Below are 26,396 nucleotides of genomic sequence, written 5' to 3'. Positions count from 1 at the left end.
ACGCTCCCGTCGCTATTGAGTTGCGAGTCAATAGGATAGCGCCATGCGTACCGCGGATCGACGCCCCCGTCGGCGGCTCAGCCCGGCCGAGCGACGGGCCGAGTTGCTGGCGGCCGGCGGCCGGGCGTTCGCGGCCGCGTCGTACGCCGACGTCTCGGTCGCCGACGTGGCCGCGGAGGTCGGGGCGTCGCCGGCGCTCGTCCACCACCACTTCGGGAGCAAGCACGGGCTGTACGTCGCCGTGCTGACCGAGGCCGCGGACGACCTGCGGAGACGCCTGCGGGCCGTCGCCGACGTGGCCGAGCCGTCGGAGCGGCTCCGCGCGGGCATCGGCGCGTTCGTCGGGTTCGTGGGAGAACGGCGGGTGGGTTGGATCGCCCTCTACCGGGGACGGCACGCGGCCGACCCGGCGGTCCGGGCCCTGTTCGCCGACGTCCGGGCCGAGGTGCTGGACGTCCTGCGGGCGGACGCGGTGGCCGGCGGGTGCGCACCGGGCCCGGCGCTCGAGATCGCGCTGCGCGGGTACCTGGGGTTCGTCGACGAGGCGTGCGTGGCCTGGACCGAGCAGCCCGACGGCACGCCGCCCGAGCTCGTCGTCCGGGCGGCGCACGCGGCCCTGCTCGCCGCGCTCAGAGCGTAGGGCCTACTCCTCCAGCAGGCCGGAGCGGAGCTTGGCCAGGGTCGCCGCCAGCAGGCGGGAGACGTGCATCTGGGACACGCCGATCTCGGCCGCGATCTGCGTCTGGGTCTGGTTGCCGAAGAAGCGCAGCGCGAGCACCCGGCGCTCCCGCGGCGGGATCTTCGCCAGCAGCGGGGCCAGCGCCTGCCGGTACTCGACCGCGTCGATCGCCGAGTCCTCGCCGCCGAGCGTGTCGACCAGCGAGGGCGCGTCCGGTTCGGCGCCGACCGGGGTGTCCAGCGACGTCGACTGGTAGGCGTTCGCGGCCTCCAGGCCCTCGAGGACCTCCTCGCGGGAGAGCCCGAGGTGCGCCGCCAGCTCGCTCGCGGTCGGCGCGCGCCCGTTGTGCTGGGACAGCTCGCTGACCGCCGCGTTGATCGACAGGTGCAGCTCCTTGAGCCGACGCGGAACCCGCACCGACCAGCCCTGGTCACGGAAGTGCCGCCGGACCTCGCCCATGATCGTCGGGATACCGAACGACAGGAACTCGACGCCACGGAACGGATCGAACCGGTCGATCGCCTGGATCAGCCCGACCATCGCCACCTGGGCGAGGTCTTCCAGCCGCTCGCCGCGGTTGGCGAACCGCCGGGCGATGTGCCGGGCCAGCGGCAGGTGCACGGTGACGAGCTGCTCGCGCAGCTCGGCCCGCCGGGGGTCGTCGGACGCCAACCCGGCGTACTCCTCGAACAGCGGAGCGACGGTCGAGTAGTCGTCGTAGTCGAGCCGCTTGCCGGCCCGTTCGGTGAGGTGGGCGGTGAGCGCGGTCGAGGCGTAGCCGTCCGCCGGTTCGCGGCGGCGTTTGCGCGGTTCGGCCTCGGACGCGGTGTCGGACTCGCCCCAGAGGTCGCGCTGGCCGCGGAGGCCCAGGTCGGCCTCGGGGCTCAGCTCCGGCTCGGCGTCCGGGTCGCCCGTGCGGAGCTCGGGGTCCCGGAGGTCGGTGCCGGTGCCGCTATCGGTCACGAGCGTTCCCTCCGCACGCTGACCAGCAGCGAGCTGCGCAGCTCGTAGCCGTCGTCGAGGGATTGGATCTCGGTGGCCAGCCGGTCGGTCAGGCTGGCCAGCAGCAGCGCCCCGATCTCGTCCTCGGGCGTCGCCGGGTACTCCGACCAGACCGCGACCTCCAGCTCCACGGCGTCCGGGTGGGAGGTGAAGCGGCAGTGCAGCGGCTCACCCGGACCGGCCGCGCGGACCAGGGCCGTGCAGGCCTCGTCGACGGCCAGCCGCAGGTCGGCCACCCGATCCAGGTCGGCGTCGGCGCGCAGCGCGATCGACGTGGCGATCGCGCGCAGGACCGGAAGTTGCTCGGCGGTGGCCGGGCAGATCACCTCGACCGCGTCATCGACGGCGGTCCGAGCGGTAGCGGACCCGGTCGACGACCGGGGGTCAGCGGCGGGAGACGACGAAAACGCGGGTTGTGCGGAGCGAAGAGTCGCGGGCACCGGATCCCCTCTTTCACGGTTGGCCGGGTAGGCAAGGCCCGGCTCGGCCGGCCCGGCGCACGACCACTGCGGTCTGCGCCCGGGCCGGCCGATGGTCGGATCAAGTCAGCGGACGTCCCTCGTCGTGGGCGCGCTGGGCTTCGTCGTGCGAGACCGTGGAGCGTCCGGTGACCGGGTCGATCCCGCCGGCCGTCGTCACGGGCGGTGCGCCGTGGGCGATCGCGTTCGGGTCCTCCTCGGTCCGGGGCGCGTTCCGCTGCGGAGGCGCGTCCTTGTCGCCGCGCCAGGCGCCGGTGGCCGCGCCGTGGTCCTCGATGAACGTCTTGAACCGCTCGAGGTCGCCCTTGACCCGGTGCGACACGATCCCGAGCGCGTCACCGGCCTTCTCGACGACGCCCTCGGGGTGGAAGTCGAGCTGCAGCATGATCCGGGTGTTCTCGTCGTCGAGGCGGTGGAACGTGACGACGCCCGCCTGCTCCTCGCCGTCGACGGACTTCCAGGCCACCCGCTCGTCGGGGCGCTGCTCGGTGATCTCGGCGTCGAACTCGCGCTTGACCCCGGCGATGTTCGTGCGCCAGTGGGTGCGGAGGTCGGTCACCTGGGTGATTTCCTCGACGCCCTCCATGAACTGGGGAAACGTCTCGAACTGGGTCCACTGGTTGTAAGCCGTGGACACCGGGACTCGGACGTCGATGGAGCGCTCGATGGTGCTCACGCTTGCTCCTTCCGCTGGCGGCCGCTGCGGGCGAGCCGCCTATGCCGATCGGTGTTAGGGGATTCGCCAATCGCCCAGCGCCTGGGATGCTGTTTCCCGGCGTTGATTTCCTCGTCGATTTCCTCGTCGCGGGGCGCCTGGTCTGCACCCGCACGCGACGGACTCGTCTCCGCCCTACAGCAGGTGGCCTGCGGTAATGCCGCAACCAGGTGCTGTGAGGGCCACAGCACCCATACCCGGGCCTCCCGGGGTCACACACGTGTTTCGGCACGATTTGTAGGTCGGTCCTCATGCGCCCCCGACTGGCGGGCTCGGCAACAACCGTGTGACATAGAAGATCCACCGGTTGTGCTGTCGGTCCTCGAATAGAGGAGTAGGCAGAACTTGGGCCGGAAATGGAGGCACCAGAACGGCAGCCGGGCTTAGCGTGGGGTACGGAGCGGTACTCGTCCCTACCGAACCGGCTCCAGGAGGGCAGTTGTTCATGAGAATCGCGTTGGTGTCACCGCCGGCAGAGTTGCTCACCGCCCGTGAGCGTGGCTTCGCCGGTGATCTGCGTTCGCTGGCGGCCGGGCTGGCCGGCCGGGAGCACGAGGTCGTCATCTACACCAGGCGCGAGGACTCGGCCCGGCCGGAACGGGAGCGGCTGTCATCGGGCGTGGTGATCCGGCAGATCGACGCCGGCCCGGTCGGTCCGGTTCCCGAGAGCCAGGTGTCGCCGCTGCTCGGGTCGTTCGGGCAGGCGCTGGCCGCGGCCTGGCGCGAGGACCTCCCGGACGTCATCCACGCGTACTCGTGGGGCGGCGGGCTGGCCGCGGCGGCCGCGCGACGGCAACTGCGTGAGACCGCACTGATCGGCGGCGGGCCGTCCGAGGCGCCGGTTCCGCTGGTCCAGACGTTCGGCGCGTTCGGTGCCGAGCAGCGCCGGGGTGCCGGTCCGGTGAGCCCGGGGCTCGCGAACCGGATCCAGCTCGAGGTCGCGCTGGCCCGATCGAGCGACGCGATCGTCGCCCGCAGCGACGACGAGATCGAAGAACTGACCCGGATGGGCGCGCCGCGCGACCGCGTCCGGATGATTCCGGCCGGCGTCGACACCGCCCGCTTCGAGCCCAGCGGCCCGGTCGACCCGCGCCCGAGCGTCGCCCGGGTGCTGGTGGTGGGCGAGATCTCGCCGCTGAGCGGCATCGAGACCATGATCGCCGCCCTGCGCGGGCTGCCGGAGGTCGAGCTGGTGGTACTGGCCGGGCCCGGTGACATCGACGAAGTGGAGCGGCTGCGCAAGGGTGCGGCCCACCTCGGCGTGGTCGACCGGACCGACTTCCGGGACGCCACCGAGTACGACGACGCGGTCCCGGAGGCGCGCCCCCGTCTGCTGCGCTCCGCCGACGCGGCGGTCTGCGTCCCGTGGCGCGGCCCCGGTAGCGCGGCGGCCGTCCTCGAGGCGATGGCCTGCGGGGTGCCGGTCGTCGTCACCGCGGTCGGTCCCGCGACCGACGTCGTGGTCGACGGGGTCACCGGTCTGCACGTGGCGCCCCGGCGTCCGGATCAACTGGCGGACGCGGTGCGCTCGCTGCTCGGCGACCCGGTGCGTCATCTCGGGTTCGGCGTGGCCGGGGCGGACCGGGTGCGCTCGCGGTACGAGTGGACCCGGGTGGCCGCCGACACCGAGCGCGTCTACGCGGGGCTGCTGCCGGTTCCGGTACTCGTCGACGAAGAGGTTCCGGACGAGGTCGACGTCACGACCGACTGACGTTCTACCAGGCGTCCCGAGGGTCGGTGACGGTGGTGAACGCGGTGGCCAGGCCGGTGATCTCCAGCGGGCGCAGCACGCTGGGGCCGTCGGCGACGAGTCGCAGCTGGATCTGATCGGCCGCGCAGCGGCGGGCCATCGCGATCAACGCGGTGAGCCCGCTCGACCCGAGGAACGTCACCGGGCGTAGGTCGATCAGCATGCGGTCGCACCCGCGGTCGAGCTCTTCGTCGACCACCGAGCTGAGCATCGGCGCGGTGAGCATGTCGACCTCGCCCTCGACGGTCACGGTCGTGAGCCCGCTCTCTCCCCGGGCGGTGGCCACGGTGAGGGTCTCGCGGACCGGCGAGCCGGTGCTCTCGGCCACGGTGCGGACCTCGACGCCGTGCTCGTGTTCGGCCAACGTCCATTCGGCTTCCGGTGCGGTCATGGCGGCTCCCTCGCTGACGCGACCTGGGCGCACGCCGAGGCGCACGGGGGGAAGCGGCTGGCTGCTGAACCACTCCATCCCGACCAGACTACGGACTTTGACGCCGAGATAACAGGGTGGACCGGACAATCCGCCGACATTGCTCTGCACCGATTCGACTCAGCGGGCATTGACATTCGTCACCCGGGGTATGGGGAGGCATACGAACGCCTGATCGGTACAGGAGGGGGTGCAGCCGGATGACCGCTGTCTCCGCGGGCGGGAACACGCGCGGACGCCAAGCGACGAAGCCCACTCAGATTCCGGCCCGGGGCTGGAAAGACGTGCTGGTCCGCACGGTCCGGGAGTTCAAGGACGACCAGATCTCGACCGCCGCCGCCGCGGCCGCGTTCTACGCCTGGCTGGCGCTGATCCCGGCAGCGATCGGCGCGATCACCGTGTACGGGCTGGTAGCCAGCCCGGACGTGATCGCCGACCAGATCGACGACCTCACCGCGAGCCTGTCCAACGACGTGAAATCGGTGATCACCGACCCGATCACGGCGGCGACCGGCGCGAGTGGCAAGGGGCTGTCGATCGGCCTGATCATCTCGCTGGCCGCGGTGCTGTGGAGCGCGTCCGGTGGCATGAACGGCATGATCCAGGCCGTCAACACCGCGTACGACGAGGTCGACGAGCGCAACTTCCTGAAGAAGCGCGGACTGGCCATCCTCATGACGCTCGGCGCGATCGTCGCCTTCGTCGTGGCGATTCTGCTCGTCGCGGTGGTGCCGCCGGTGATGGATGCGGTCCACCTGGGCTCGTTCGCCAGCGCGACCGTGAACATCGGCCGGTGGTTGCTGCTCGCGGTGCTCATGATGTTCGGGTTGAGCCTGCTCTACCGGTTCGCCCCCGACCGTCAGCACGCGAAGTTCCGCTGGCTCTCCTGGGGTGCGGTGGTCGCCACCGCCCTCTGGCTGATCGCGTCGGCCGGCTTCTCGTTCTACGTCAACAACTTCGGTAGCTACAACAAGACTTACGGGGCGCTCGCCGGGGTAATCGTCCTCAACCTCTGGCTCTACATCTCCTGCATGGCGATTCTGTTCGGCGCCGAACTGAACGCCGAGCTGGAGGCCCAGACCACGGTCGACAGCACCACCGGGCCGGAACAGCCCCTCGGCAGCCGGGGCGCTACCAAGGCCGACGAAGTGGGTCCGAGCACCGAAGGCTCGCTCACCTGAATTTCCGAGTTTTGATGGAAGGAGTCCCATGGCAACGCAGACCGAGCCGGCGCCCACCCCTTCTCCCGGGCGTCTGGACCCGGCGCACGCGTCGACGGCCGAACTCGTCACCCGTCTGTCCGATCAGGTCTCCACGCTCGTCAAGGACGAGCTGAGACTCGCGCAGCTCGAGCTGACCGAGAAGGGCAAGAAGGCGGGCCTCGGCGCCGGCATGTTCGGCGGAGCGGGTGTCGTCGCGCTGTACGGCGTCGGCGCGCTGGTGACCGCCGCGATCGCCGGGCTGGCCGTCGTCCTCCCGGTGTGGGCGTCCGCGCTGATCATCGCCGTCGTGCTGTTCGCCGTCGCCGGCGTGCTCGCGCTGACCGGCAAGAAGGAGATCCAGCAGGCGACGCCGCCGGTTCCCGCCGAAGCCGTCAGCGGCGTGAAGAAGGACATCAACACCGTGAAGGAGAGTGTCCACCGATGAGTGCCGACAAGGGTTCGGCCACGACCGAGCCCGCCAAGGACCCGGCGCAGCTCCGCGCGGAGATCGCCGAGATCCGGGCCGAGCTCGGTGACACGGTCGAGGCGCTGGCCGCCAAGGCCGACGTGAAGGCCCAGGCCCAGGCCAAGGTCGCCCAGACCAAGGAGCAGGCCCAGGTCAAGGTCGCGCAGCTGCGCGAGAAGGCCGGCGAGAAGACCGCCCAGGCCAAGGTCCAGGTAGGCCAGACCGCCGACACGCTGAAGGCACCGGAGTCGCGGCCGAAGCTGCTCGCCGTCGCCGGTGCGGTCGTCGCGGTGGTGGCCGCGGTCGTGGGTGGACGCGCGATCCGGTCCCGCCGGGCGACGACCAGGACCGAGCGGATCCTGCGCAAGGCGGCCCGCCGATGAAGGCTTCCGCCCTCGCCTACCGGCCGGTCGGGCTGGCCAGCGGTATGGTCGGCGGGCTCGTCGCCGGAGCCATCTTCAAGCAGGTGTGGAAGAGGGTGGCCGGAGAGGACGATGCGCCGGGCGCTACCCAGAGTGAATACTCGTGGCGCGAGGTGCTACTGGCGTCCGCAATCCAGGGTGCGATCTACGGCGTGGTCAAGGCTGCGATCGACCGGGCCGGCGCGCAGGCCTGGGCTCGTTCCACCGGGACTTGGCCTGGTGACTGATCGTGTTCCATAATGGAGCCCTGCGCCCGATCGGCGCAGGGCTCCATTCTTTTTCGGTCTCCCTCGATACAGCTCCGAGCCGGGGATTGAGGTCCCGTGACCCGGGTAGCTGGTCGTCGTCGACAGGGGAGAACGTCATGACCGAGGTTTCGATTGCGCGGGTCGGCTTCGCGCTGCGGCTGGCCGGGTGGCGGCGGCGGGCGTCGCGGTGGGTGTCGGCTTCGGCGGCCTGGGCGCGGGCCGAGCGGCACGCGTTCTTCGCCCCGCCGACGGCCGGCGCGTTCCACGGCGAACCTCGCCGAGAAGACGGCTACCTCACCGCGATCCGCTCGACCTGGGGCCGGCCCTAGTTCGTCAGTGTTTCCCCGTCTGCTCGGTGGACATGTCCCCAGAATGACGAGTGACGAGACCCAGCCGCCTCCGGCGTACGCCGACGTCGAGAACCCGAACGATCCCGGTGCGGGCGCCGGGATCGCCGAGCAGGCTCCGGCCGAGAGCGGCACGCTGTCGTCGGCGGCCGACGAGCGCGAGCACGGCGATCAGGACGTCGAAGCCGGGCCGGCCAGGGAAGCGCCGGGTAGCGGATCCGGGGACACCGGGCTGCCGAGCGGGCCGACCGGTTTGCCCCCGGCCGACTCCAGCGTTCCGACCGGCGGCTCGGGTGTGTCCGGCCGGCAGCCCGGCGAACCGGACCTCACGAACCCGGGCGGTACCGGGCTCACCACCGCCGACACGGAATGACCAACAGCCCTACAGGGCGTGCAGGTAGCCGCTGAAGCCGTCGGCGGCCCGGGCGTCCCGGCGTGCGCTGGTCAGCACGCGCACCCGCGTGCTGCCCACCACCCGCAGCCCCGCGTCCGCGGCCGCGAGGACCAGCGCCTGGTCCTCGCCCACCGCGACCGGCCGGAACCCGCCGGCCCGGCGGTACGCGTCGCCGGTCAGGCCGAGGTTCGCGCCGTGCACGTGAGCGTGCTGCTCGCCCCGGATCCCGCGCCGGTAGGCGTCCCGGTACGCCGACACGGTCGAGGGCGGCCACTCCGACCAGTCGTCCACGTCGACGACGCCGGTCACCACGTCCGCCCCGGCCTCGGCCAGGCGCAGTTGCTCGACCAGCCAGTCCTGCGACACCCGGGAGTCCGCGTCGGTGCAGGCCAGCCAGGTGTTCCCGCCGTCGTCGGCGAGCATCGCGGCCGCTCCCGCGGCCCGGGCCTGACCCGCGTTCCGCGCCTGCACCTCCATCGTGCGGACGCCGGCCTCGGCGGCGATGCGAGCCGATCCGTCCGCGCACGAGTCGAGGACGACCAGCACGTCGACGGGGAGCGGTGCGCGGCGGCTGGCTTCGCGCAGAGCGTCCAGACAGGCCGGTAGCAGTTGTTCTTCGTCGTGGGCGGGCACCACGACGGCGATCCGCGTCAGCACAGGCCCTCGGCCGCGGCGACCGACCGCGCGGCCGGCGGGGTGCGGGCGTAGACCTCGAGGCGGAAGTCGTCCTCGACGTGCGCCACCGTCCGTTCCAGCTCCGGACGCCCGGCGAACGCGTCGTGCACGGTGTCGCCGTCGAGCGGGTAGTCGGCGACCGGGTGACGCCAGTGCACGAGGACGAGGTCGCCGCCGGGTTCCAGCGCGGCGACCGTCGCGTCGACGAGCCGGGCCAGGGCGCCGGAGTCCAGGTAGTAGCCGACCTCGGACAGCACGATCAGGTCGAACGGACCGTCGGGGAAGTCCTCGGGGATCCGTCGCTGCTCGACCCGGGCGGCCGGGACCCGCGCGCGGGTGGCGGCGACCGCCTTGGCCGCGACGTCGGTGGAGAGCAGCGCGTCGCAGCGAGGCGCGAGGGCGGCCGAGAGCACGCCGATCGAGCAACCGGGCTCGAACGCCGAGCGGTACCGCCGACGGGGGAGCGCGGCCAGCGTCAGCGCGTACTTGCGCTCCTCGTACCAGCGGGTCTCGAACTTCCAGGGGTCGCCGTCGGCCCGGTACATCTCGTCGAAGTATTCGGTCGGCAGGCTCACGCGAAGAACACCTCCACCGGCCGGTCGAAGCGGGCCAGGACGTGCGGGGGCAGGATCGGGGCGTCGTCCGGGTCGGGGCCCAGCGGCCGGGTCTGGGAGACGAACGCGTCGAGCGCGTGCCGCTTGGCCGCGCGTTCGGCGTCGCTGAGCGGGAGGCGGCGGCACCGGTCCCAGGGCACGCGGGGGTCGCCCGGGGAGGCCCAGTGCCAGGTCCAGATCGGGTACTCGACCAGGATCGCGCCGGTCGTGGCGCAAGCCGCGGCGGCGGCGCGGCCGACGGCCTCGTGGTCGGGGTGGCCGTCGCCGCGCCAGCTGGCCAGGCACCAGCGGCCCGGGGTCAGGAGCCGCTCGAGTGCGGTGGTCAGCGCTATCTCGTCGATCGCGCCGTCGGGGTGGGCCAGGCGGTGGATCGTCGGCGTCTGGTGTCCGAGCCGGGTCAGGGCCTCGTCGGTCTCGGTCCGGCGGACGGCGGCCATCGCCGGCCGGGTGAGCACGGTGCTGTGGGGGTGGGACGCCTCGCCGTCGGTGACGGCGACGACCTCGGCGTCGGGAAGCCGGGCCAGCAGGCCGCCGGCGCCGAGGACCTCGTCGTCCGGGTGGGGCGCGACGACCAGCGGGGCTCCATCGGGCAGGTCGAGGAGCGGCCAGTCGGTGTCCCAGGCCCGCCAGTGCTCCTCCGCCGTGCCGGTGCCGTGGATCAGCGGGGTCACCAGCCGGATCCGTTCTCGAGAACATCGGAACCGAGGTCGGCGAGGTCGCGTTCGGCGTGGCTCTGGCGGAGGTAGACCGTGAGATCGGCGACCCGGTGGGCGTGGGCGGCGTCCTGGCAGAGCGGTTTCGCGCCGAGCGCCCGCCCGACGTGGTCGAGCGTGGCGGTGGCGGCCGCCTCGGCGGCGGCCCGGACCCGCCGGACCGGCCGGCGCAGCGCCTCCGCGGTGAAGTCGTCGTCGATCAGGGCCGCGACCTCGTCCAGCAGCGCGCTCGACGCCCCGAGCGCAGTGTCCACCGCACCGAGGTGGGCCAGCAGGTGCGGGTCGGTCCCGGCGTCCAGCAGGGGCTGGGCCACCCCGACGGCGGCGCCGTGCCAGCAGGCGGCCACCCCGGCTCCACCGGCCCAGAAGCCGGGCCGGGCGACGTACTGGCCGACGTCACCGACCGGCTCGGCCGGTGCCCGGTCGAACCGGACGGTCCGGCTGTCGCTGCCGGCCATCCCGACCGCGGGCCAGGTGCCGTCGAGCGGTGTGACCCCGGGCCCGCCGACGTCGACCGCGAACAGCCGGATCCCCTCGTCGCCGGCCGCGGTGACCAGCGCCCGAGTGCACACCCCGGCCCCCGAGCACCACGGCCGGTCCCCCGTCAACTCCCACCCGGAGCCCCGGCGCACCGCGGTCACCGAGCGGGGAACCGCCGCCCATACTCCCCACGACGCGTCCCCGGGCTCCGGACCGCCGAGCTCGGCCAGGATCGCCACCGCGTCCGCATGGCCCTCGGCCAGCCGGGCGAGCACCGGGTCGGCGCGCCCGAGCGCGCCGAGCACCGCGAACCGCTCCCGGGTCCGGCCGGCCCCGGGAAGCGGAAGATCGAGCACGCCGGCCTTGCGGGCGGCGAGGAACGCGTCGGCGGGGGCGAGCCCCGCGAGTTCACCGGGCAGGACGTAATCGGTTCGCACACCGGCTCATGTCCCCGGTCGGAACGCTTCTATGCCGAAGTGTTCAGCCGCTCACGCGCAGTGTCGCCCAGACCACTTTGCCTGCGTCGATGGGCAGGTGCCCCCAGGCCGTCGCGAACTCTTCCACCAGCATCAACCCGCGCCCAGTGAGCGCGCCGACGGACGGGAAGTCGCGCGGCTTCTGCGGCGGATCGGGGTTCCCGTCGGCCACCGTGAGGTGCAGCAGACCGCGCCGGAGGATCACCGCGACCGTGAGGTCGGTGCCCGCGTGCTGGACCGCGTTGCTGGCCAACTCGGACATGATCAGCTCGGCCGGCATCGTGAAGTCGCCGAGCCCCCACTCGGTGCAGGCGTCGGCGACCAGCGTCCGGGCCTGCGGCAGGGCCATCGTCCCCGGCCGGAGCCTCCGCTCGACCCGCCGCACCGGTGGCGGTCCGAACGGCGCTGCGCTCAGCGCCGCCTCGACCGACTCGTGCACCGGGAGGCCCCAGGCCCGGGACACGGTCGCGAGCTGCTGACGAACTCCCGGTGGCCGGGCCGCGAGCACCAGCGGCACCGGCGGCCAGACCGCGGCGCGGCGGCTCACCGCGGCGAAGACGGTCAGCGCCACCGGGGCCCCGATGACGGTGCGGGAGAGGTCGACCAGGACGGCGTCCGGGCACTCGGCCAGGCATTTCAGCAGCGCCGCGCGCACCTGGGACACGGTGCCGAGCCGCAGGTCACCGTCCACCGCCACGACGGTGATCGGGGACGTCCGGTCGATCTCGCAGGTGAGCATCCAAGCCTCGCTTCGCGGGCGACGGTCTGCACCCACCGGCCGGGAGTTACCCCGACCGCTACGAAGAATTCCTCGAAATCCGATGGTAGCTCGGAACCGCGCACGGACGGGCTGTGTCGGGGACGAAGGGGCAGGGTATGCCGCAGACCAACGGGGGTAAGGGGGAGCCATGAGCGGAGACCCGGACGCGCTGATCGTGACCATGAAGCGGGTGGCGAGCACTCTGAAGGCGGCGGACCTGCCGTTCGCACTCGCCGGGGGATTCGCGGTCTACGCCAGAGGCGGGCCCGCCTCCACGCACGACGTGGACTTCCTGATCCGTCCGTCGGACGTCCAGTCCGCGCTCGGCGCGTGCGTCGAGGCCGGGCTCCGGTCCGAGCAGCCGCCGGAGGACTGGCTGGTCAAGGTGTACGACGGCGACTGCCTGGTCGACCTGATCTTCCGGCCGTCGGAGCGCGAGGTCACGGTCGAGATGCTCGAGCGGGCCGAGGAGATGCCGGTCGAGGCGGTGCGGATGCCGGTGCTGGCCGCGACCGACCTGCTGCTCAACAAGCTACTGGCGTTCACCGAGCACTACTGCGACCTGTCGACCGTGTTGCCGCTGGCCCGCGCGTTGCGGGAGCAGATCGACTGGGACCTGGTGCACGACTCGACCGTCCACTCGCCGTACGCGGAGGCGTTCCTGCTCGCGGCCGAGCGGCTCGGGATCGCCCCGGCCGGCACGCTCCGCCTGTCCGGCCTCGGCCACGACGCCGGCCCGGCGTCCACCGGGGCGCCCGTTCAGCCGGAAGCGGCCTCGGTGAGCTGAGGCAGGAGCCACGGGGCCACGTAGTCGCGGACTCCGCCCGCCGTGAGGTGGAGTCCGTCGCTGCGCAGGTGAACGCCGTCGACGTCGGCGGTATACCGTCCGTCCGGGCAGAGCCGGGCCCCGAGGTCGACGATCCGGATCCGGGCCGGGTCGGCCGCCGCGGTGTCCCGGAGCATCCGGTTCCAGGCGTCCATCCGGGCCGGGTCGTCCTCCGGGTAGAGGCTGCCGTCCCGGCGCTCGTACCGGTGGTTGAACGGCGCGGTCGCCAGCACGATCCGGGCGCCGCCCGCGGTCAGCACCCGGACCATCGTCGCCAGCTCCCGGCGCAGGTACGCGTCGAACGCCGGTTCGCCGATGTGCTGCCAGCGGCCGTCCAGCTCGCGGTCGAGCACCTCCCACCGGGCCAGCACGACCAGCGCCAAGTCCGGCCGGTCGGCCCGGACGCCCGCGGCCCAGTACGCGTCCCAGCGCGGACAGCGCGCGTAGGGCGACTGGGTCCTGGCCGCGTTGTGCACCCGTCCCGACCGGGCGATCCCGCAGCCGATCAGCGACCGGTTGGTCAGCGTCCCGTTCCGCAGCCGGGGCAGGCCGACGGCCAGGCTGTTGGCGACCGAGTCGCCGAAGACCGTGATCCGCAGCGGTCCCGGTTCCCGTCCCGGTCGGCTGAGCAAGGTACTGCTCTGGACGCTCGGCAGCGCGGCCGGGCGGGCCGGCTCCCGGGGTTGCGCCGGCCGGGTGAGCACGATCGACGCCGACGCGACGGCGGCGACCGCGGTGAGCGTGACGAGCACCGGCCGGGTCCGGGGCCAGCGGCGGATCCGGACCGGCCGGCTGAGCAGCCGGTAGGTGGCCATCGCCAGCACCGCGGTGACCACGCATCGGGCGGCCAGCAGCGGTACGCCGGACAGCCCGCTGCGCTCGGCGTCCAGAAAGAGGAACGTCGGCCAGTGCCAGAGGTAGAGCTCGTACGAGACGCGTCCGATCTCCGGCAGTGGACGGATCGCGAGCACGGCGGCGAGCCGTCCGTCCGGACGCCGATCGGCGGCGCCGATCACGACCGCGACCGCGCCGACGACGGCGAGCAGACCACCCCGGTAGAGCGCGGGTCCGCTGTCGTCGAGCAGCAACAGCGCGGCGGCGAGGACCCCGAGCGCGATCGCCACCGGCAGTGACCACCGCCGCGGGGCCGCGTGCACCGCCCGGTACCGCCGGGCGCCGAGCGCCAGCGCGCACCCGGCCAGCAGCCCGAACGCGCGGGTGTCGCTGCCGTAGTAGGCCCGGGCCGGTTCGGCGTCGGGGACGTAGAGCAGGGCCATCGCGGCGGCCGAGGCGCCCGCCGCGACGAGCGTGCCCAGCAGCAGCCCCCGGCCGCGCCACCAGGCCAGCGCGGCGACGATCACCAGCGGCCAGAGCAGGTAGAACTGCTCCTCGAGAGCGAGCGACCAGGTGTGCTGGAGCGGGGACGGCGACGCGGTGAGGGCCGCGTAGCCGTCGCCCCGGTGCAGCATCCGCCAGTTCGCGACGTACGCCAGCGCGCTCACCGCGTCCGGACCGAGCGGTTGCCGTTCCTCGGGCGGAACCAGCCAGTGCGCGCACCCGACCACCGCGGTCACCACCGCGAGCAGCGCGGGCAGCAGCCGCCGGGCCCGGCGGCCCCAGAACGCGGCCAGCCGGATCCGGCCGGTCCGCTCGTGCTCGGCCAGCAGCAGCGTCGTGATCAGGTAGCCGGAGAGGACGAAGAACGCGTCGACGCCGAGCCAGCCGCCGGGCAGCCACGACACTCCACCGTGGAACAGCAGCACGACGACGACCGCGACCGCACGCAGCCCGTCGAGCGCGGGGCGGTGCGAGAGCCGGAGCCGTTCGGTCCGCTGTGGCCGGTGGAGCCGAGGCGGGTGGAGCGTGAGGAGGGAGTCCGGCATCCGCCGGATGGTAGGCCGACAAACGGGGCTAAAGGCCGCACGCGCGGTTACCCGCTGATCTGATCCATCACCACTATCGCCCCCGCGGTCTGGCCCGCGCGGTAGACGAGCGGGCTGGCGCCGACCCGGACCTCGACCGTCCGACCGCGCCGGTTGATGGCCTCGACCAGCAGCTCCTCCGGCTCGTCACCACCGTTGAGGACCTGGCGGACGAGCGGCCGGAGCTGATCGGTGGAGATCCCGATGTCGAGGTTGAGCAGGTGCTGCCCGACCGCCTCCTCCGGACGCAGGCCCCAGAGGTCCTCGGACTGCCGGTTCCAGACCCGGACGACCAGGTCCGAGTCGACGACGATGACGCCGCTGCGCAGGCTACGCAGTATCGACTCGAGGAACGCGTTGGCGTCGTTGAGCTGCTCGGTGCGCTCGCGCAGCTCGTCGTTGATCGACTGGAGCTCGTCGTTGGTGGACTGGAGCTCCTCGTTCATCGTCTCCAGCTCCTCGTTCGTGGACTGGAGCTCCTCGTTGGTGGTCTCGAGCTCTTCGACCGTGGACTGGAGTTCCTCGTTGGTGGTCTCCAGTTCCTCGACCGTGGACTGCAGTTCCTCGTACGCGGTCTCGATCTGGCGGTTCGCGTACTCGAGCTCGTCCTGCAGCTTGCGGTAGCGGGTGACGTCGTTGACGAACACCGCCGCGCCCGCGTGCGTGCCGTCCGAGCTGATCAGCGGGACGACCTGGAGGTCGAGGTAGAGCTTCTCGCCCGGCGACCGGGCCCACTCGACGTCGCGGACCCAGACCGGACGCCGGTCACGCCGGACCTCCTCCAGGTGCGGGCGCAGCTCGACTGGGCGGTAGGACAGATCGAGGTCGAGGAACGGCCGGCCGAGATCGCGGGTGGAGACGCCGAACAGCGCCTCGGCCCGCTGGTTGACGCCGGCCACCGTGCCGTCGTCGGTGACGACGATCGTGGCCACCGGAGCGGCCAGCAGCGCTTCGGTCTGCAGCCGGTCGGCGCCGAGCATGTCGTGCAGCGCGTTGCGGGCGCTGTTGCCGCTGGAAATCACGCCGAGCCCCGGTACCGCACGCGGAACCTTTCGGAAGAACCGCCGTTTGAGGTCGAGAGGCGTGAACAGCTGCCCGTGGCTGAGCAGCATTTCCGCCTTGCCCAGGAACAGTACGCCGGTGTCGTTGAGCGCGAAATTGAACCGCGCCAGCACCCGCGACTGGGTTTCGGCGTTCAGGTACATCAGCGTGTTACGGCAGGTCAGCAAGTCGACGCGGCTGATCGGCGCATCCTGCACCAGATCGTTGCGCCCGAAGATCACGCCGCGCCGGAGGTCCTTCCCGAACACGTACCGGACGCCGTTGCGCTCGAAGTAGCGCTCGAGCAGGTCCTGCGGGACCGCCCGGGTCTCCTTCTCGCCGTAGGTGGCCTGCCGGGCGATCGAGAGGGCCTCGTCGTCGACGTCGGTCGCGTAGATCTTGACCCGGTCGCGGAACTCCTCCGGGCCGAGCAGATCGGCGAGCAGCATCGCGATGCTGTAGGCCTCCTCACCGGTGGCGCAGCCCGCGCACCAGATGCGGATGGTCTCCGACGGCTTCTTGGCCGCGATCATCTGGGGCAGGATCTCGCCCCGGAGCTGCACCCAGGACTCCTGGTCGCGGAAGAACCCGGTGACGTTGATCAGCACGGTGTTGAACAGGATCGTGTACTCGTCCTGGTGCACCTGGAGGTAGTCGAGGTACTCGGCCCAGCCGCCTTCCAGGTTGAGCGCCTGCGTCCGGCGGGCGACTCGTCGCATCAGGCTCGACCGCTTGTAGCCGGTGAAGTCGAACCCTCTGCTCTCCTTGAGGAAATCGAGCAGTGCCTCGAACTCGGGGTCGTCCTCGCTCAATTCTGTTCCTCGCTGACGTCAATGGTGCCCGCAGAGTAACGGGTGAGCGGGTCACGGCTGGCCCGGTGGCTCCTGGGCCAGCAGGTCACGGATCAGCCGGGCGGACTCGCCGAGCTCGTCGGCCGCCTGGATGTTGGCGTTCGCGGTCATCGGGGCGCCCCGTTCGAACGCCGAGTCGGCGAGCCGCCGGTGCAGCGCGGCCTTGTCTTCCATCGTGCGCAACGCCATCCAGAGCGCGCCCTCCACGGCGATGTTCTGCCGATCGAGCAGGCTGTCGGGTGACCAGGCGTGGCCGACCCGGCAGCGGTACCGGGTCATCGGGCCCTCGGTGACCGCGAACAGCGCGCCGCTGCAGTCGGGGCAGCCGAGCCCGGCCGGGACGCCCGGCCGGGCCGAGTCGTTGAGTTCGTCCATGTTCAGCTCCGCGATCGCGGTCTCGTGTTCGAGCAGCGGGTCGACGGTATGCGGATCGGGGATCGGCTCGTCGCCGACGAGAAGGGCGATGATCGGGCCGAGCTTGTCGGCCGGGGCGACGGTGGCGTGGCCGCAGACCGCCAGCGCCGCCCGGGGCATTCCGGCGTAGAGCGCGTCCTCGGGGTCCTGGACCACGGCGGCGCCGGAGTGCCGGGTGATCGTCGCGAGGCCGGCCGCTCCGTCGTCGAGCATGCCGGAGAGCACGACGCCGACCACGGCCGAGCCGTGCGCCCGGACCGCCGACCGGAACAGCGGGTCGATGGCCGGCCGGTTCCCGTTCTCCCGGGGCCCGCGCGAGAGTAGGCAGTGCCCGTCGGTCACCGTGAGGTGGTGGTCGGGCGGAGCGACGTAGATGTGGCCGGGCCGGAGGTGCTCGCCGTCCGTCGCGGTGGTGGCCGGGAGTGGACCCGACCGGTCGAGAATCGACGCCAGGACGCTGGTGCCGCCGGGCGACGTGTGCAGCACGACCAGCACGGCCGCCGCAAGATCCGGAGGAAACCCGCGGACCACCGCTCGCAGGCTCTCCACGCCACCGGCGGACGCGCCGACGACGACGAGCGGTCGACCTCGCATAGGAAAACTCCCCTCGGTGTGACAGAGGTTACTCGCGTCCGGCAGGGTGCCGTCGTCCGCGCGTGTGCCCTGTGCAGAACCTGGGTAACTCCTGGCCACAGAAAAGAATGTGCGGAGTGATGACCCCGGAAGGGTGGTGGTGGACGTGCCGGACAACGTCTCGCTGCTGCCCCGCGTGCACTGCGCCCACTTCTACCCGGTAGCGGAGGCGGGCGTGCGCCATGTCGATGACCGGCCGGCACGGGTCACCCGGGACTGCACGGTCCCGGCCGACCCGTCCGCCTCGGCGGCGGCCAGGCGGTTCCTGCAACAGGCAGCGGCCGACTGGGATCTCTCGCCGGATCTGACGGAGATCGCCCAACTCGTCGTCAGCGAGCTGGTTTCCAACGCGGTCGAGCACGCCGGGACGTCGTCCACCGTCGTGCTCGAGCTGTCCGACGGTGAGCTCACCGTGCGGGTACGCGACTCCTCGACCGTCCAGCCGGTGGCCCGGCCGCTGGACATGGTCAGCTTCCGCGGCCGCGGTCTGCCGCTGATCGACCGGGTGAGCGAGCGCTGGGGAATCGAGAACCACTCCGACGGCAAGACGGTCTGGGCCACGCTGAGCGACGTTTAGCCCGCTCCCCGGGGTTACCCGGGGGGCATGGCCATCGGAAGCTTGCTGTTCGTCGGGAACGCCACCGTGCTGCTGCGGCTGGGCGGGTTCACGGTCCTCACCGACCCCAACTTCCTGCACCGGGGTGAGTTCGCGTACCTCGGCTACGGCCTGGTCACGCGACGGCTGACCGAGCCCGCGATCGCGCTGGACTCGCTGCCGCCGCTGGACGTCGTCGTGCTCTCTCACCTGCACGGCGACCACTTCGACCGGCGGGCGTCCCGGGGGCTCGACCGCACGACGCCGATCGTCACGACCCCGCACGCGGCCCGGCGGCTGATTCGTCGCGGGTTCCGTTCGTCGGCGCCGCTGTCGCCATGGACGGCCTGGGAGTCGACCCGGGGGAACGAGACGCTCCGGGTGACCGCGGTGCCCGGGCAGCACGGGCCGGCCGTCGTCCACCGGTTGCTGCCACCGGTGATGGGCAGCGTCGTGGACCTGCTCGTGGACGGGGACCGGGCGTTCCGGCTGTACATCAGCGGGGACACGCTGCACCGACCCTGGCTCGGCGAGATCGCCGAGCGCTTCGACGGCATCGACGCGGCACTCGTCCACCTCGGTGGCACGCGGGTGCTCGGCGTCCTGGTGACGATGGACGGGAAGCAGGGGGCCGACCTGGTGGAGCTGATCCGCCCGTCGACGGTCTACCCCGTTCACTACGACGACTACCGGGCGTTCAAATCCCCGCTGGCGGCGTTCACGGCCGAGGCGTCCCGGCGGGGTATCGGCGGGGTGCAGGAGCTTCGACGCGGTCAGACGGTTCCGCTCTCACCTGCTGTTTCGAACCAAAAGTGACGGGCATTCCGGTTCGGGTCGGTGCGAAGAGGCGCCGAATCGGAGAGGAAACTCGGATGCGTCTACCGGAGCCGCGTGGTGCGGTGAGTGCGGAAATCATCGAAGCGCTGCTTGCGGGCGGCGCTCCGGTTGTCACGGGGCCGGCTGACGGGCCCGAGCCATGGCTGGACGAGGACCTGCAGATCTCGCTCTGGATGCTGTACGAGCTGCACTACCGGGGGTTCGACGGGGTCGACCCGTCCCTGGAGTGGGACGTCGACCTGCTGCGGCTGCGCGCTTCGCTGGAGACCCGGTTTCTCGACGGTGTGCGGGCTGCGGTGTCCGTGCCCGCGGCCGGCGTGGTGCCCGGGCTGACCGAGCTGACCAGCGCGGACTCCGGGCCGTCGATGAGCCGGTACCTGCAGCGGTCGGCGACCCTCGACCAGTTCCGCGAGTTCGTCGTGCACCGGTCGATCTACCACCTGAAGGAGGCCGACCCGCACAGCTGGGGGATCCCGCGGCTGTCCGGCCGGGCCAAGGCGGCACTGGTCGAGATCCAGTCGGACGAGTACGGCGGCGGCCGGCCGGAGCGGATGCACTCCGCGCTGTTCCGGACGACGATGGACCGGCTCGGGCTCGACACCCGGTACGGCGCCTACATCGACGTCGTGTCGGCGCCGACGCTCGCCACCAGCAACCTGATGTCGCTGTTCGGGCTGCACCGGCGGTGGCTGGGAGCGCTGCTGGGCCACCTGGCGGCGTTCGAGATGACGTCGTCGATCCCGAACCGGCGGTACGGGAACGCGCTGCGCCGGCTGGGCGGTGACGCGGCCGCGACCCGGTTCTACGACGAGCACGTGACCGCGGATGCGGTGCACGAGCAGATCGCGGCCCACGACTTGTGTGGCGGTTACGTCGACGAGCACCCGGGTTCGGCGCCGGACGTGCTGTTCGGCGCGGCGGTCGGGCTTTTCCTGGACGATCAGGCGGCGGGCTGGCTCCTGGCTCGCTGGGAGCAGGGCCTGCCCGCGGTGGCCTGAGGGCCGGGCCCCTCGGGGCCCGGGGGCTAGCCTTTGAAGCCGATGAGTTTGTGGGTGCCGTCGCAGAAGGGCTTGCGGCCGGACTTCCCGCACCGGCACAGCGCCACGGTCGCCCGCTCCGGGTCGATCGTGGCGCCGTCCTGCGTCCGGATCGTGAAATCGCCCCGGACGAGCAGCGGCCCGTCCTCGTAGAGCGTCACGGTCACGTCGTCGTTCATACTTCCGCGTTCTTCCACACGCTTCCTTCCGCGTACGCCCGGGCTCGAAGGCGTCCCGCGGCTATCTCCGTCTTGAACACCGGCTGGCACGCCGTCGCCGGGCCGCGCAGCGGCTCGCCGTCGACCAGCCGGAACACCGACCCGTGCCACGGACAGGTGATCCGCGGCTCGCCCGGCCCGTCGGTGACCTCGCCCTCATGCAGCGGCCCGCCGACGTGCGAGCACTCGGACGCCAGCACGTGGACGCCGTTCTGCGAACGCCGGACGACCACGACCGTGGTGTCGCCCACCTCACGACGGACGGGTTCGCCGACTGGGATCTCGTCCAGCGGGCCGAGGTCGTACCAGCGGTCCCCGGCCCGGCGCATCGCGCCCTCGGCGTGGTTGACGCCGCCGGCCTGCGAGTACGCCAGGTGGCCGCCCAGTGCGCCGCCGAGCCCGACCGCGGTCAGCCCGAGCAGCGCGTACCCGACGCCCTTGACGTGGTGCCCGTTCCGGCGGGCCGACCACGACGCGGCGTAGAGCGTCACGCCGACCGTGTTGGCGGCCGCGTGCACCAGCCCGACCCGGCGCTGGTCGGGCTCGAGGTCGGCCCAGTCCGCGAAACCGGCCGCGATCGCGGCCGGTGCGGCGAGCAGCCCGAGGCCGACGAGCCGGCGCGCGGCCCGGCGGCCGCCCGGGGTGAAGTCCAGCGCGGTGGCCGAGACCCAGGCCCCGATCGGTACCTGCACGAGGATCGGGTGGACGGGATGACCCAGCCAGCGTCCGTGCAGGAGATCCGCTACCCGGGCGTTGGGGATGGTCGAGTGGACAGCGCCTGCGACGGCCTCGGCGACGGGATCGAGGGGCCGTGCGTTCTCCAGGCGGGAAAACAATGCTCGGATCACCGACATGGGGGGCGGTTACCCAGCTGCCGGGCGATCACACCGATTGGGTGTGGACTCCGACCGACCGGGTACGGCCCGGGTCTCACCATCGGGAGGAGTACGGATGAGTTGGCAGGGGCCAGATCCGAGCCGGACACCGGGGTTGGAACCGGGCGGTGGGGTGCCGCCGGGCGAGACGCCGCCGGGGGAGGGGGGAACGTCGGCGATCACGCATCAGGAGAAAGGGCCGGCGCCGAAGTGGGTGCCGTGGGTGGTGATCGGGGCGATCGGGCTGATGGTGCTGCTCGTGGCTCTGTTCATGCTCGTCCGCGTGTTCTTGATGGCGTCTAGCTGAAGATTCTCAGGGGCCGGAGGAGCGGGGAGCGGTCGCCGGCGTTGGCGCGGATCCCCGCGATCACGTCGGTGAGCGCGTCGGCCGCGGTGTGCAGCGGCGACCAGCCCAGCTCACCCCGGGCCCGGGAGCTGTCCAGCAGCGGGTGACCGAGTAGCATGTCGACCCAGCCGACGTCGACCGGCTGCAGGTGGGTGGTCCAGGTCGCGGTGGCCGCGGTGCGCAGTAGCCCGGCCGGGAGCGGTACCCGCCGTCCGCCGAACGCGGCCGCCAGCGCGTCCGGGCCGAGCGAGTCGGCCGGGGCCAGGTTGAACGCCCCGCCGGGCCGGGCGGCCAGGATCCGCAGCACCGCGTCGGCGACGTCGTCCGCGTGGACGACCTGGGTCACCGTGCGGTCGGGGAGCGGCAGCAGCGGCAACGGCACCCGCGCGACCGGCCGGGCGATCGCGGGCAGGAAGTAGCGCAGCAGTTCGGCGGCGGCGCGCTTCTGGACGACGAGCGCGGGCCGGACGCGGGTGACGGTCTCGAGCCGGTTCTGGGCCGCGTCCAGCAACCGCTCGGCGGCGACCTTGTCCCGGCTGTAGGACGAGGACGGTATTCCGTCGGTGGGCCAGGATTCGTCGACCAAACGGTCCTTCGGCCCGGCCGAGTACGCGCCGACCGACGACGCGTGGACGAGGTGTGGCACCCCGGCGGCCTCGGCGGCGGCGATCACGGCCTCGGTGCCGAGCAGGTTCGTCCGGATCAACCGTCGGCGGTCGTGGCTCGGTTGGATCGCCCAGGCCAGGTGCACGACGGCGTCCGCCCCGGTGAACGCGGCGCGCAGCGAAGCGTCGGCATCAACTGCACCGATGTCGCAGCGGACCCACTGCGTGCCGGGAGGCGCGGCGCGGTCCGGCGGGACCCGCCGGACCACCCCGACGACCTCGGCACCGGATCTCAGCGCCGCACGAACAACGGCGCTTCCGACATTTCCACTGGCTCCGGTCACCGCGATGCGCATGACGGAGCGGTTCCCGCTGAGGCCTTCGGCAATCCTGGAGGGTTTACACGAGGCTGTTACTCTCGGCCCGTCCCAGCGGTAGGCATTCCGGAGTCGAGAATCCCGTGAGCCAAAGGTCCGACACCGTCGTGGCAACCCCGGCCCCGGAGCCGTCGCCGGAGGAGCCTTTCGTTGCGGCTGAACCGCGTTGGCAGCGGGCGCTCACCGCGGTGGTGGCCGCGACGATCGTCGTGTACGCACTGATCGGCATCGGTTCGCCGCTGCTCGGTCTGAAGGTGTTCGCGGCGACCGACATGATCGCGAACAAGGCGCCGTACGCGTCGTCGCTCTCGGACGTCGAGCCGACGAACACGTACCTCAACGACACCGTCGACTCGGTGGTGCCGAACACGACGCTCTTCGGTGAGCTGTTGCGGTCCGGGGACGTCGGGCTGTGGAATCCGTATCAGGCCGGTGGGGCCGCGTTCGGGTCGACGCCGAACAACGCGGTCTACAACCCGCTGACGCTGCCGTACCTGATCCTGCCCGGTCAGCTGGCGCCCGGGTACGTGAAGCTGCTCGAGATCATCGTCGCGGCCGGAGCGACGTTCCTGTTCCTGCGACGTTTCTCGCTGGGGCGGGCGGCGGCCGGGCTCGGCGGGCTGATCTACGTCGGCAGCGCGTTCATGATCGCCTGGACGAACTGGCCGCAGACGAGGGTGGCGGCGTTCATCCCGGCGGTGTTCTGGTGTGTGGAGCGGCTGATCGTGTCGCGCCGGGCGCGGGACGGGGCGCTGCTGTGCCTGGCCGTGGCGGCGATGCTGCTCGGTGGATTCCCGGCGGTGACCGGGTACACGATTCTGTTCGCGGGCGTGTATCTGGTCGTGCGGGTGTTCTCGCTTCCTCTTCGGCAGGGTGTCGGGGTGGTGGTCGGGGCTGGGGCTGCTCTGGCCGGTGCGGTGGCGCTGGCTGCTGTGCAGTTGTTGCCGTTCGTGTCGGCGATGTCTGGGGTGTACATCGCTGGGCGGGGTCAGACGCCGTCGGATCATTTGTCGCCGGTGACCGCGTTGACGGCGATCGCGCCGTGGGCGTTCGGGACCACCGATCCGTATCGCGGGCCGTATTGGTATCTGTCTCCGAACTTGGTCGAGTCGACCATGTATCTGGGGGCGGTGGCGGTGCTGTTGGTGTTGGTCGCGGTGGCTTGGCCGCGGGCTGCGATGACCCGCTTGCCTCGTGGGGGTTGGTCGTTCTTCGTGGTGGCGGCGGCTCTCGGGTTGGGTGTGGTCTACGCGGGTGGGCCGCCGTTGGCTCTGCTGCAGAAGCTTCCGGTGTTGTTCTCTGACAACTACGTCGGGCGTCTTCGTAGCGTTTTGTGCTTTTTGCTAGCCGTGTTGGCCGCGGTCGGGTTCGACCTGCTGGTCCGTCGTGTGGTCGAAGCGGACGTTCTGCGTCGGGTTCCTGGCTGGGTTTTTGTGGTTTGGCCGGTGCTGGTGTTTTCCGGGGCCGGTGTGGTCGGGGCGGGGCTGTTGTGGCGGGGTCGTCGGGCGGCGGAGATCGCGCACGCGGGGTCGCGGGCCTCGGAGCGGGTGTCCTGGTTCGATACGCAGGTTCTGTGGGCCGGGCTGTTCGTCGCGCTGGGCGTTCTGGCCGTGTTCGTGCTCTGGCGGTCTTCGCGTTTCTTCATGGGCGCGGCGGCGATGCTGATCCCGCTGCTGGTCGTCGTCCAGGCGTTGTCGTTCGCGGCGCCGTACTGGCCCAAGTCGGACAAGGACACGTTCTACCCGACGACCGACGTGCACCGGTTCCTGGCGTCGCACCTCGGCGACGACCGTTACGCGGCCGGCGGGGCGATGTTCGTCGGGTCGGACTCGTACTACCGCTTGCGGGCGCTGAACGGTCACCAGTTCGTCGGCAAGCGCTTCGGTGAGGCGCTGGACGGCATGCCGGGCTGGGGGCTGGGTGACCCGCCGACCTACGTCAATTTCCGGTCCGACCTCAAGATGGCCCAGCAGCCGCTGTTCGATCGGCTCGGCATCAAGTACTTCGTGACCGCGCCCTGGGACAACGTGTTCGGCACGGTGACGCCGGCCCCGGCGTCGTCGGGCACCGTGGCGATCAGCGGTGACCAGCCGCTGCGGCTCGCGCTGCCCGGGACCGGTCCGGTGCGCGGCGTGACGTTGACCGTGACCACCGCGTTCCGTCCGGTGCGCGACGCGAACGTGACGGTGAGCCTGCGGGACGCGGCGGGCAAAGAGGTGGCGCGGGGGTCGCGTCAGGTGTTCGCGGTGGGTGGGAATCAGCAGGGTGTGGGCGTCGGAGCGGCCTTCACCGTGCCGATCTCGGCGGAGAACGTACCGGCCGGGACGGTGCTGACCGCGGTCGTGTCGCAGGACTCGCAGACGCCGATGATCGTGCGGAACTCGGCGGCCGTGGTGCGTCCCGCCGACGACGGTCTGCGGCTGGCGTACGCGGGCGACGCGGTCGTGTACCAGCGGTTGACCGCCCTCCCGAGGATCCGGTGGGCGAATTCGGTGGTGGTGGAGCCGTCGTCGGCTCGGCGGATCGCGCTGGTGAACTCGCGCTCGTTGGGCGCTGATCAGGTGGTGCTGGATGCGGCCGGGCCGGCGGCCGAATCGGGGAGCAAGGCTTCGATCACCGTGCTGAACGACGGTGTGGATGCGATTTCGGCCCGGGTCTCGGCGACGGGGGCCGGGTACCTGGTCGTGGCGGACGCGTTGCAGACGGACTGGGGCGTGACCGTTGACGGGAAGCCGGCTTCGTTGGTGCCGGCTGATCATGGGGTAGTGGCGGTGGCGGTGCCGGCTGGGGTACATACGGTGGCGCTGGCATATCGGACGCCTTATCACCGGGGTGGGACGTATTTGAGTGCGGCGGCTGTGGTGGGGGTGGTTGGGGTTTTTGTTGGTGGGTGGTGGAGGGATCGCCGTCGGCGGGGTGAGGTCGTTGATGCTGCGTAGGGGGCGTACCGCGTAGCGGGTTCTTGGGTGGGTGGCGGGCTTTTCGGGCTGGCGTGCTGCTGGGGTGTTGGGCTGGCGTGCTTTTGGCTGATGGGGTTTCGGGCTGGCGGGGCAGCACGGCTCTCGGCATCGCTGCCGTCGCAGCATCGCCGCCGCCGGGAGTGATGCCGCGGCATCGCCGCCGCCGGGAGTGATGCCGCCGCAGCACCGCCGCCGGGAGTACAGCCCTGCGGGCAGTGGCGCTGCTGCGGGGCGGCCGCGCAGCATCACCGCCGCTGCATCACAGAGCTGGGGCGTCGGTCTGGCTGCTGCACCGGCGTGGCCGCACGAGCGGCGCGGCAGCAGTATCGCCGCAGCAGTGGGGCTACGGATGCACCATTGCCGCAGTCCGCCGTTGCACCGCTACTGCGGGCTGCATCGCTCCCCGGGAGCATCGCCGCGGCCGCCGCTGCGTTACGGCCGAAGCCGCGCCGTCGAGGCCGTGCCGCCGAAGCCGCGCACCGCCGCAGCGGCGGCGCCGCTGCAGCAACACCGCCGAGGCCGCGCCCGCCGCTGCACCACCACCGAAGCAGCGCTGCTGCAGCAGCGTCGCTGCCGGACCATCCCTTCGCACCATTACCGCAGTGCTACGGGTGCCGCAGGGCATCGGGGCGGCGCTCGTCGCGGCGTTCGACTACATGCGAGGTCGGGCGGGCGGCGCTGTGGGTCAGAGGTTCGCGTGACGGTGCCTTGGCAGCAGGTGCCGCGACAGCCTTCGGCGCGTGCGATTACTTGCGGTGCTCCGCGGTATGGGAGTGATGTTCTTTTCGAATTGGTCAACTTTCCTGACCATTCCGTCAAGTAAGTTGACCATTCCTTGAAGCCACCTGGGTTGGATCATGCGTTGGATGAAGCGTGACTAGGGCAATTCGGCGAGCGCGCTAGGAGCGGCCAGCAGCGCCTACTCCCCCTGATCGGCGCCGCCGCTGGGACGTCGGCGCGGGCAGCCCGGTGGCGCGGTTGGGGTGAAGCGCGCGATGCTTGGGCGG

29 protein-coding genes are annotated in these 26,396 nt (G+C 71.8%); 14 read left to right on the top strand and 15 right to left on the bottom strand.

The genetic code is table 11. The features are described 5' to 3' along the window. Window positions 1-43: 43 nt before the first annotated feature. Window positions 44-640 carry a TetR/AcrR family transcriptional regulator gene (locus FL583_RS25030; RefSeq protein WP_142707264.1) on the top strand — a complete coding sequence of 199 codons (597 nt, stop codon included), beginning with the start codon at window positions 44-46 and terminating at the stop codon, window positions 638-640. Window positions 641-643: 3 nt separating this feature from the next. Here FL583_RS25030 and FL583_RS25025 read toward each other — a convergent pair whose 3' ends face one another. The 3 genes from FL583_RS25025 to FL583_RS25015 all read right to left on the bottom strand — a co-directional run bounded on the left by FL583_RS25025 (window position 644) and on the right by FL583_RS25015 (window position 2,836). Then, on the bottom strand, window positions 644-1,642 hold the full coding sequence (locus FL583_RS25025) for an RNA polymerase sigma factor SigF (RefSeq protein WP_240746794.1): 999 nt from the start codon (window positions 1,640-1,642) through the stop codon (window positions 644-646). Continuing rightward, entirely contained in the window at window positions 1,639-2,121 is a 483-nt protein-coding gene (locus FL583_RS25020; protein WP_142707263.1) for an ATP-binding protein, read from the bottom strand. The genes FL583_RS25025 and FL583_RS25020 overlap by 4 nt, the downstream gene beginning before the upstream one ends. A 100-nt stretch (window positions 2,122-2,221) precedes the next feature. Then, window positions 2,222-2,836 (bottom strand): SRPBCC family protein, encoded by a 615-nt coding sequence (locus FL583_RS25015; protein WP_142707262.1) that lies wholly within the window; start codon window positions 2,834-2,836, stop codon window positions 2,222-2,224. A 499-nt stretch (window positions 2,837-3,335) separates the two neighbouring features. Here FL583_RS25015 and FL583_RS25010 point away from each other — a divergent pair, with 499 nt between their 5' ends. Further along, a complete protein-coding gene (locus tag FL583_RS25010; protein WP_170323856.1) occupies window positions 3,336-4,586 on the top strand; it encodes a glycosyltransferase in 1,251 nt (416 codons plus the stop codon). A 4-nt stretch (window positions 4,587-4,590) separates the two neighbouring features. On the opposite strand, the gene FL583_RS25005 is transcribed toward FL583_RS25010, so the two are convergent. Next, on the bottom strand, window positions 4,591-5,016 hold the full coding sequence (locus FL583_RS25005; protein ID WP_170323855.1) for an STAS domain-containing protein: 426 nt from the start codon (window positions 5,014-5,016) through the stop codon (window positions 4,591-4,593). A 239-nt stretch (window positions 5,017-5,255) separates the two neighbouring features. On the opposite strand from FL583_RS25005, the gene FL583_RS25000 reads away from it, so the two are divergent. The 6 genes from FL583_RS25000 (at window position 5,256) to FL583_RS24975 (ending at window position 8,113) form a co-directional block, all read left to right on the top strand. Next, window positions 5,256-6,236 carry a YihY/virulence factor BrkB family protein gene (locus FL583_RS25000; RefSeq protein ID WP_142707259.1) on the top strand — a complete coding sequence of 327 codons (981 nt, stop codon included), beginning with the start codon at window positions 5,256-5,258 and terminating at the stop codon, window positions 6,234-6,236. A 28-nt stretch (window positions 6,237-6,264) separates the two neighbouring features. Then, window positions 6,265-6,702, top strand: a complete 438-nt coding sequence (locus FL583_RS24995) for a phage holin family protein (protein WP_142707258.1) — start codon at window positions 6,265-6,267, stop codon at window positions 6,700-6,702. Next, on the top strand, window positions 6,699-7,106 hold the full coding sequence (locus tag FL583_RS24990) for a DUF3618 domain-containing protein (RefSeq protein WP_142707257.1): 408 nt from the start codon (window positions 6,699-6,701) through the stop codon (window positions 7,104-7,106). The genes FL583_RS24995 and FL583_RS24990 overlap by 4 nt, the downstream gene beginning before the upstream one ends. Further along, complete coding sequence (locus tag FL583_RS24985) at window positions 7,103-7,372, top strand: DUF4235 domain-containing protein (RefSeq protein WP_142707256.1); 270 nt, start codon at window positions 7,103-7,105, stop codon at window positions 7,370-7,372. The genes FL583_RS24990 and FL583_RS24985 overlap by 4 nt, the downstream gene beginning before the upstream one ends. A gap of 137 nt (window positions 7,373-7,509) precedes the next feature. Beyond that, complete coding sequence (locus FL583_RS24980) at window positions 7,510-7,722, top strand: hypothetical protein (RefSeq protein ID WP_142707255.1); 213 nt, start codon at window positions 7,510-7,512, stop codon at window positions 7,720-7,722. A gap of 43 nt (window positions 7,723-7,765) precedes the next feature. Then, a complete protein-coding gene (locus FL583_RS24975) occupies window positions 7,766-8,113 on the top strand; it encodes a hypothetical protein (RefSeq protein WP_142707254.1) in 348 nt (115 codons plus the stop codon). A gap of 9 nt (window positions 8,114-8,122) precedes the next feature. Here FL583_RS24975 and FL583_RS24970 read toward each other — a convergent pair whose 3' ends face one another. From FL583_RS24970 to FL583_RS24950, 5 genes are all read right to left on the bottom strand, one after another. Beyond that, window positions 8,123-8,791: a glycosyltransferase family 2 protein gene (locus tag FL583_RS24970; RefSeq protein ID WP_205752433.1), complete on the bottom strand. Its 669-nt coding sequence runs from the start codon at window positions 8,789-8,791 to the stop codon at window positions 8,123-8,125. Further along, window positions 8,785-9,384 (bottom strand): SAM-dependent methyltransferase, encoded by a 600-nt coding sequence (locus FL583_RS24965; protein WP_142707253.1) that lies wholly within the window; start codon window positions 9,382-9,384, stop codon window positions 8,785-8,787. Before FL583_RS24965 ends, FL583_RS24970 begins: the two co-directional genes overlap by 7 nt. Further along, on the bottom strand, window positions 9,381-10,094 hold the full coding sequence (locus tag FL583_RS24960) for a PIG-L deacetylase family protein (protein ID WP_240746793.1): 714 nt from the start codon (window positions 10,092-10,094) through the stop codon (window positions 9,381-9,383). The genes FL583_RS24965 and FL583_RS24960 overlap by 4 nt, the downstream gene beginning before the upstream one ends. Beyond that, window positions 10,091-10,972: an acyl-CoA dehydrogenase family protein gene (locus FL583_RS24955; protein WP_142707394.1), complete on the bottom strand. Its 882-nt coding sequence runs from the start codon at window positions 10,970-10,972 to the stop codon at window positions 10,091-10,093. The genes FL583_RS24960 and FL583_RS24955 overlap by 4 nt, the downstream gene beginning before the upstream one ends. A 124-nt stretch (window positions 10,973-11,096) precedes the next feature. Then, entirely contained in the window at window positions 11,097-11,831 is a 735-nt protein-coding gene (locus FL583_RS24950) for an ATP-binding protein (RefSeq protein ID WP_142707251.1), read from the bottom strand. 169 nt (window positions 11,832-12,000) lie between these two features. Between FL583_RS24950 and FL583_RS24945 the strand changes: the two genes are divergently transcribed. Next, on the top strand, window positions 12,001-12,639 hold the full coding sequence (locus FL583_RS24945; RefSeq protein WP_142707250.1) for a nucleotidyltransferase family protein: 639 nt from the start codon (window positions 12,001-12,003) through the stop codon (window positions 12,637-12,639). Here the strand turns inward: FL583_RS24945 and FL583_RS24940 are convergent. The 3 genes from FL583_RS24940 to FL583_RS24930 are packed head-to-tail and all read right to left on the bottom strand — an operon-like array spanning window position 12,612 to window position 17,500. After that, window positions 12,612-14,561, bottom strand: a complete 1,950-nt coding sequence (locus FL583_RS24940; RefSeq protein ID WP_142707249.1) for an acyltransferase family protein — start codon at window positions 14,559-14,561, stop codon at window positions 12,612-12,614. The two genes, FL583_RS24945 and FL583_RS24940, sit on opposite strands and share 28 nt — an antisense overlap. Window positions 14,562-14,608: 47 nt before the next feature. Beyond that, window positions 14,609-16,453, bottom strand: a complete 1,845-nt coding sequence (locus tag FL583_RS24935; protein WP_142707248.1) for a CheR family methyltransferase — start codon at window positions 16,451-16,453, stop codon at window positions 14,609-14,611. Window positions 16,454-16,504: 51 nt separating this feature from the next. Continuing rightward, on the bottom strand, window positions 16,505-17,500 hold the full coding sequence (locus FL583_RS24930) for a chemotaxis protein CheB (protein WP_142707247.1): 996 nt from the start codon (window positions 17,498-17,500) through the stop codon (window positions 16,505-16,507). Between the two features lie 145 nt (window positions 17,501-17,645). Here FL583_RS24930 and FL583_RS24925 point away from each other — a divergent pair, with 145 nt between their 5' ends. The 3 genes from FL583_RS24925 to FL583_RS42520 are packed head-to-tail and all read left to right on the top strand — an operon-like array spanning window position 17,646 to window position 19,969. Beyond that, on the top strand, window positions 17,646-18,116 hold the full coding sequence (locus tag FL583_RS24925; RefSeq protein WP_170323854.1) for an ATP-binding protein: 471 nt from the start codon (window positions 17,646-17,648) through the stop codon (window positions 18,114-18,116). Window positions 18,117-18,143: 27 nt separating this feature from the next. Then, window positions 18,144-18,950: an MBL fold metallo-hydrolase gene (locus tag FL583_RS24920; RefSeq protein ID WP_142707245.1), complete on the top strand. Its 807-nt coding sequence runs from the start codon at window positions 18,144-18,146 to the stop codon at window positions 18,948-18,950. A 56-nt stretch (window positions 18,951-19,006) separates the two neighbouring features. After that, complete coding sequence (locus FL583_RS42520; RefSeq protein WP_142707244.1) at window positions 19,007-19,969, top strand: iron-containing redox enzyme family protein; 963 nt, start codon at window positions 19,007-19,009, stop codon at window positions 19,967-19,969. Window positions 19,970-19,995: 26 nt separating this feature from the next. Here the strand turns inward: FL583_RS42520 and FL583_RS24910 are convergent, their stop codons facing one another. Next, complete coding sequence (locus FL583_RS24910; RefSeq protein ID WP_142707243.1) at window positions 19,996-20,187, bottom strand: CDGSH iron-sulfur domain-containing protein; 192 nt, start codon at window positions 20,185-20,187, stop codon at window positions 19,996-19,998. Next, complete coding sequence (locus tag FL583_RS24905; RefSeq protein ID WP_338081130.1) at window positions 20,184-21,080, bottom strand: Rieske (2Fe-2S) protein; 897 nt, start codon at window positions 21,078-21,080, stop codon at window positions 20,184-20,186. Before FL583_RS24905 ends, FL583_RS24910 begins: the two co-directional genes overlap by 4 nt. 97 nt (window positions 21,081-21,177) lie before the next feature. Between FL583_RS24905 and FL583_RS24900 the strand changes: the two genes are divergently transcribed. Beyond that, the gene (locus FL583_RS24900) at window positions 21,178-21,408 is read left to right on the top strand and encodes a DUF6480 family protein (RefSeq protein ID WP_142707241.1); all 231 of its coding nucleotides are present in this window, start codon (window positions 21,178-21,180) and stop codon (window positions 21,406-21,408) included. On the opposite strand, the gene FL583_RS24895 is transcribed toward FL583_RS24900, so the two are convergent. Continuing rightward, a complete protein-coding gene (locus tag FL583_RS24895) occupies window positions 21,401-22,408 on the bottom strand; it encodes an NAD-dependent epimerase/dehydratase family protein (RefSeq protein WP_142707240.1) in 1,008 nt (335 codons plus the stop codon). The genes FL583_RS24900 and FL583_RS24895 overlap by 8 nt on opposite strands. 128 nt (window positions 22,409-22,536) lie before the next feature. Between FL583_RS24895 and FL583_RS24890 the strand changes: the two genes are divergently transcribed. Next, window positions 22,537-25,368: a hypothetical protein gene (locus FL583_RS24890; RefSeq protein ID WP_142707239.1), complete on the top strand. Its 2,832-nt coding sequence runs from the start codon at window positions 22,537-22,539 to the stop codon at window positions 25,366-25,368. The last annotated feature ends 1,028 nt before the right edge of the window (window positions 25,369-26,396 follow it).

Source organism: Cryptosporangium phraense, assembly GCF_006912135.1.
Classification (GTDB): Bacteria; Actinomycetota; Actinomycetes; order Mycobacteriales; family Cryptosporangiaceae; genus Cryptosporangium; species Cryptosporangium phraense.
The sequence above is the reverse complement of the archived record's forward strand: the minus strand, read 5'-3'. Positions and strand labels throughout refer to the sequence as shown.

Excerpts from the sequence above, each read along its gene's own strand:
- FL583_RS25030 (WP_142707264.1), top strand. The coding sequence starts at position 44 with ATGCGTACCGCGGATCGACGCCCCCGTCGGCGGCTCAGCCCGGCCGAG.
- FL583_RS25005 (WP_170323855.1), bottom strand. The coding sequence starts at position 5,016 with ATGACCGCACCGGAAGCCGAATGGACGTTGGCCGAACACGAGCACGGC.
- FL583_RS25000 (WP_142707259.1), top strand. The coding sequence starts at position 5,256 with ATGACCGCTGTCTCCGCGGGCGGGAACACGCGCGGACGCCAAGCGACG.
- FL583_RS24995 (WP_142707258.1), top strand. The coding sequence starts at position 6,265 with ATGGCAACGCAGACCGAGCCGGCGCCCACCCCTTCTCCCGGGCGTCTG.
- FL583_RS24990 (WP_142707257.1), top strand. The coding sequence starts at position 6,699 with ATGAGTGCCGACAAGGGTTCGGCCACGACCGAGCCCGCCAAGGACCCG.
- FL583_RS24985 (WP_142707256.1), top strand. The coding sequence starts at position 7,103 with ATGAAGGCTTCCGCCCTCGCCTACCGGCCGGTCGGGCTGGCCAGCGGT.
- FL583_RS24980 (WP_142707255.1), top strand. The coding sequence starts at position 7,510 with ATGACCGAGGTTTCGATTGCGCGGGTCGGCTTCGCGCTGCGGCTGGCC.
- FL583_RS24975 (WP_142707254.1), top strand. The coding sequence starts at position 7,766 with ATGACGAGTGACGAGACCCAGCCGCCTCCGGCGTACGCCGACGTCGAG.
- FL583_RS24950 (WP_142707251.1), bottom strand. The coding sequence starts at position 11,831 with ATGCTCACCTGCGAGATCGACCGGACGTCCCCGATCACCGTCGTGGCG.
- FL583_RS24945 (WP_142707250.1), top strand. The coding sequence starts at position 12,001 with ATGAGCGGAGACCCGGACGCGCTGATCGTGACCATGAAGCGGGTGGCG.
- FL583_RS24940 (WP_142707249.1), bottom strand. The coding sequence starts at position 14,561 with ATGCCGGACTCCCTCCTCACGCTCCACCCGCCTCGGCTCCACCGGCCA.
- FL583_RS24930 (WP_142707247.1), bottom strand. The coding sequence starts at position 17,500 with ATGCGAGGTCGACCGCTCGTCGTCGTCGGCGCGTCCGCCGGTGGCGTG.
- FL583_RS24920 (WP_142707245.1), top strand. The coding sequence starts at position 18,144 with ATGGCCATCGGAAGCTTGCTGTTCGTCGGGAACGCCACCGTGCTGCTG.
- FL583_RS42520 (WP_142707244.1), top strand. The coding sequence starts at position 19,007 with ATGCGTCTACCGGAGCCGCGTGGTGCGGTGAGTGCGGAAATCATCGAA.
- FL583_RS24910 (WP_142707243.1), bottom strand. The coding sequence starts at position 20,187 with ATGAACGACGACGTGACCGTGACGCTCTACGAGGACGGGCCGCTGCTC.
- FL583_RS24905 (WP_338081130.1), bottom strand. The coding sequence starts at position 21,080 with ATGTCGGTGATCCGAGCATTGTTTTCCCGCCTGGAGAACGCACGGCCC.
- FL583_RS24900 (WP_142707241.1), top strand. The coding sequence starts at position 21,178 with ATGAGTTGGCAGGGGCCAGATCCGAGCCGGACACCGGGGTTGGAACCG.
- FL583_RS24895 (WP_142707240.1), bottom strand. The coding sequence starts at position 22,408 with ATGCGCATCGCGGTGACCGGAGCCAGTGGAAATGTCGGAAGCGCCGTT.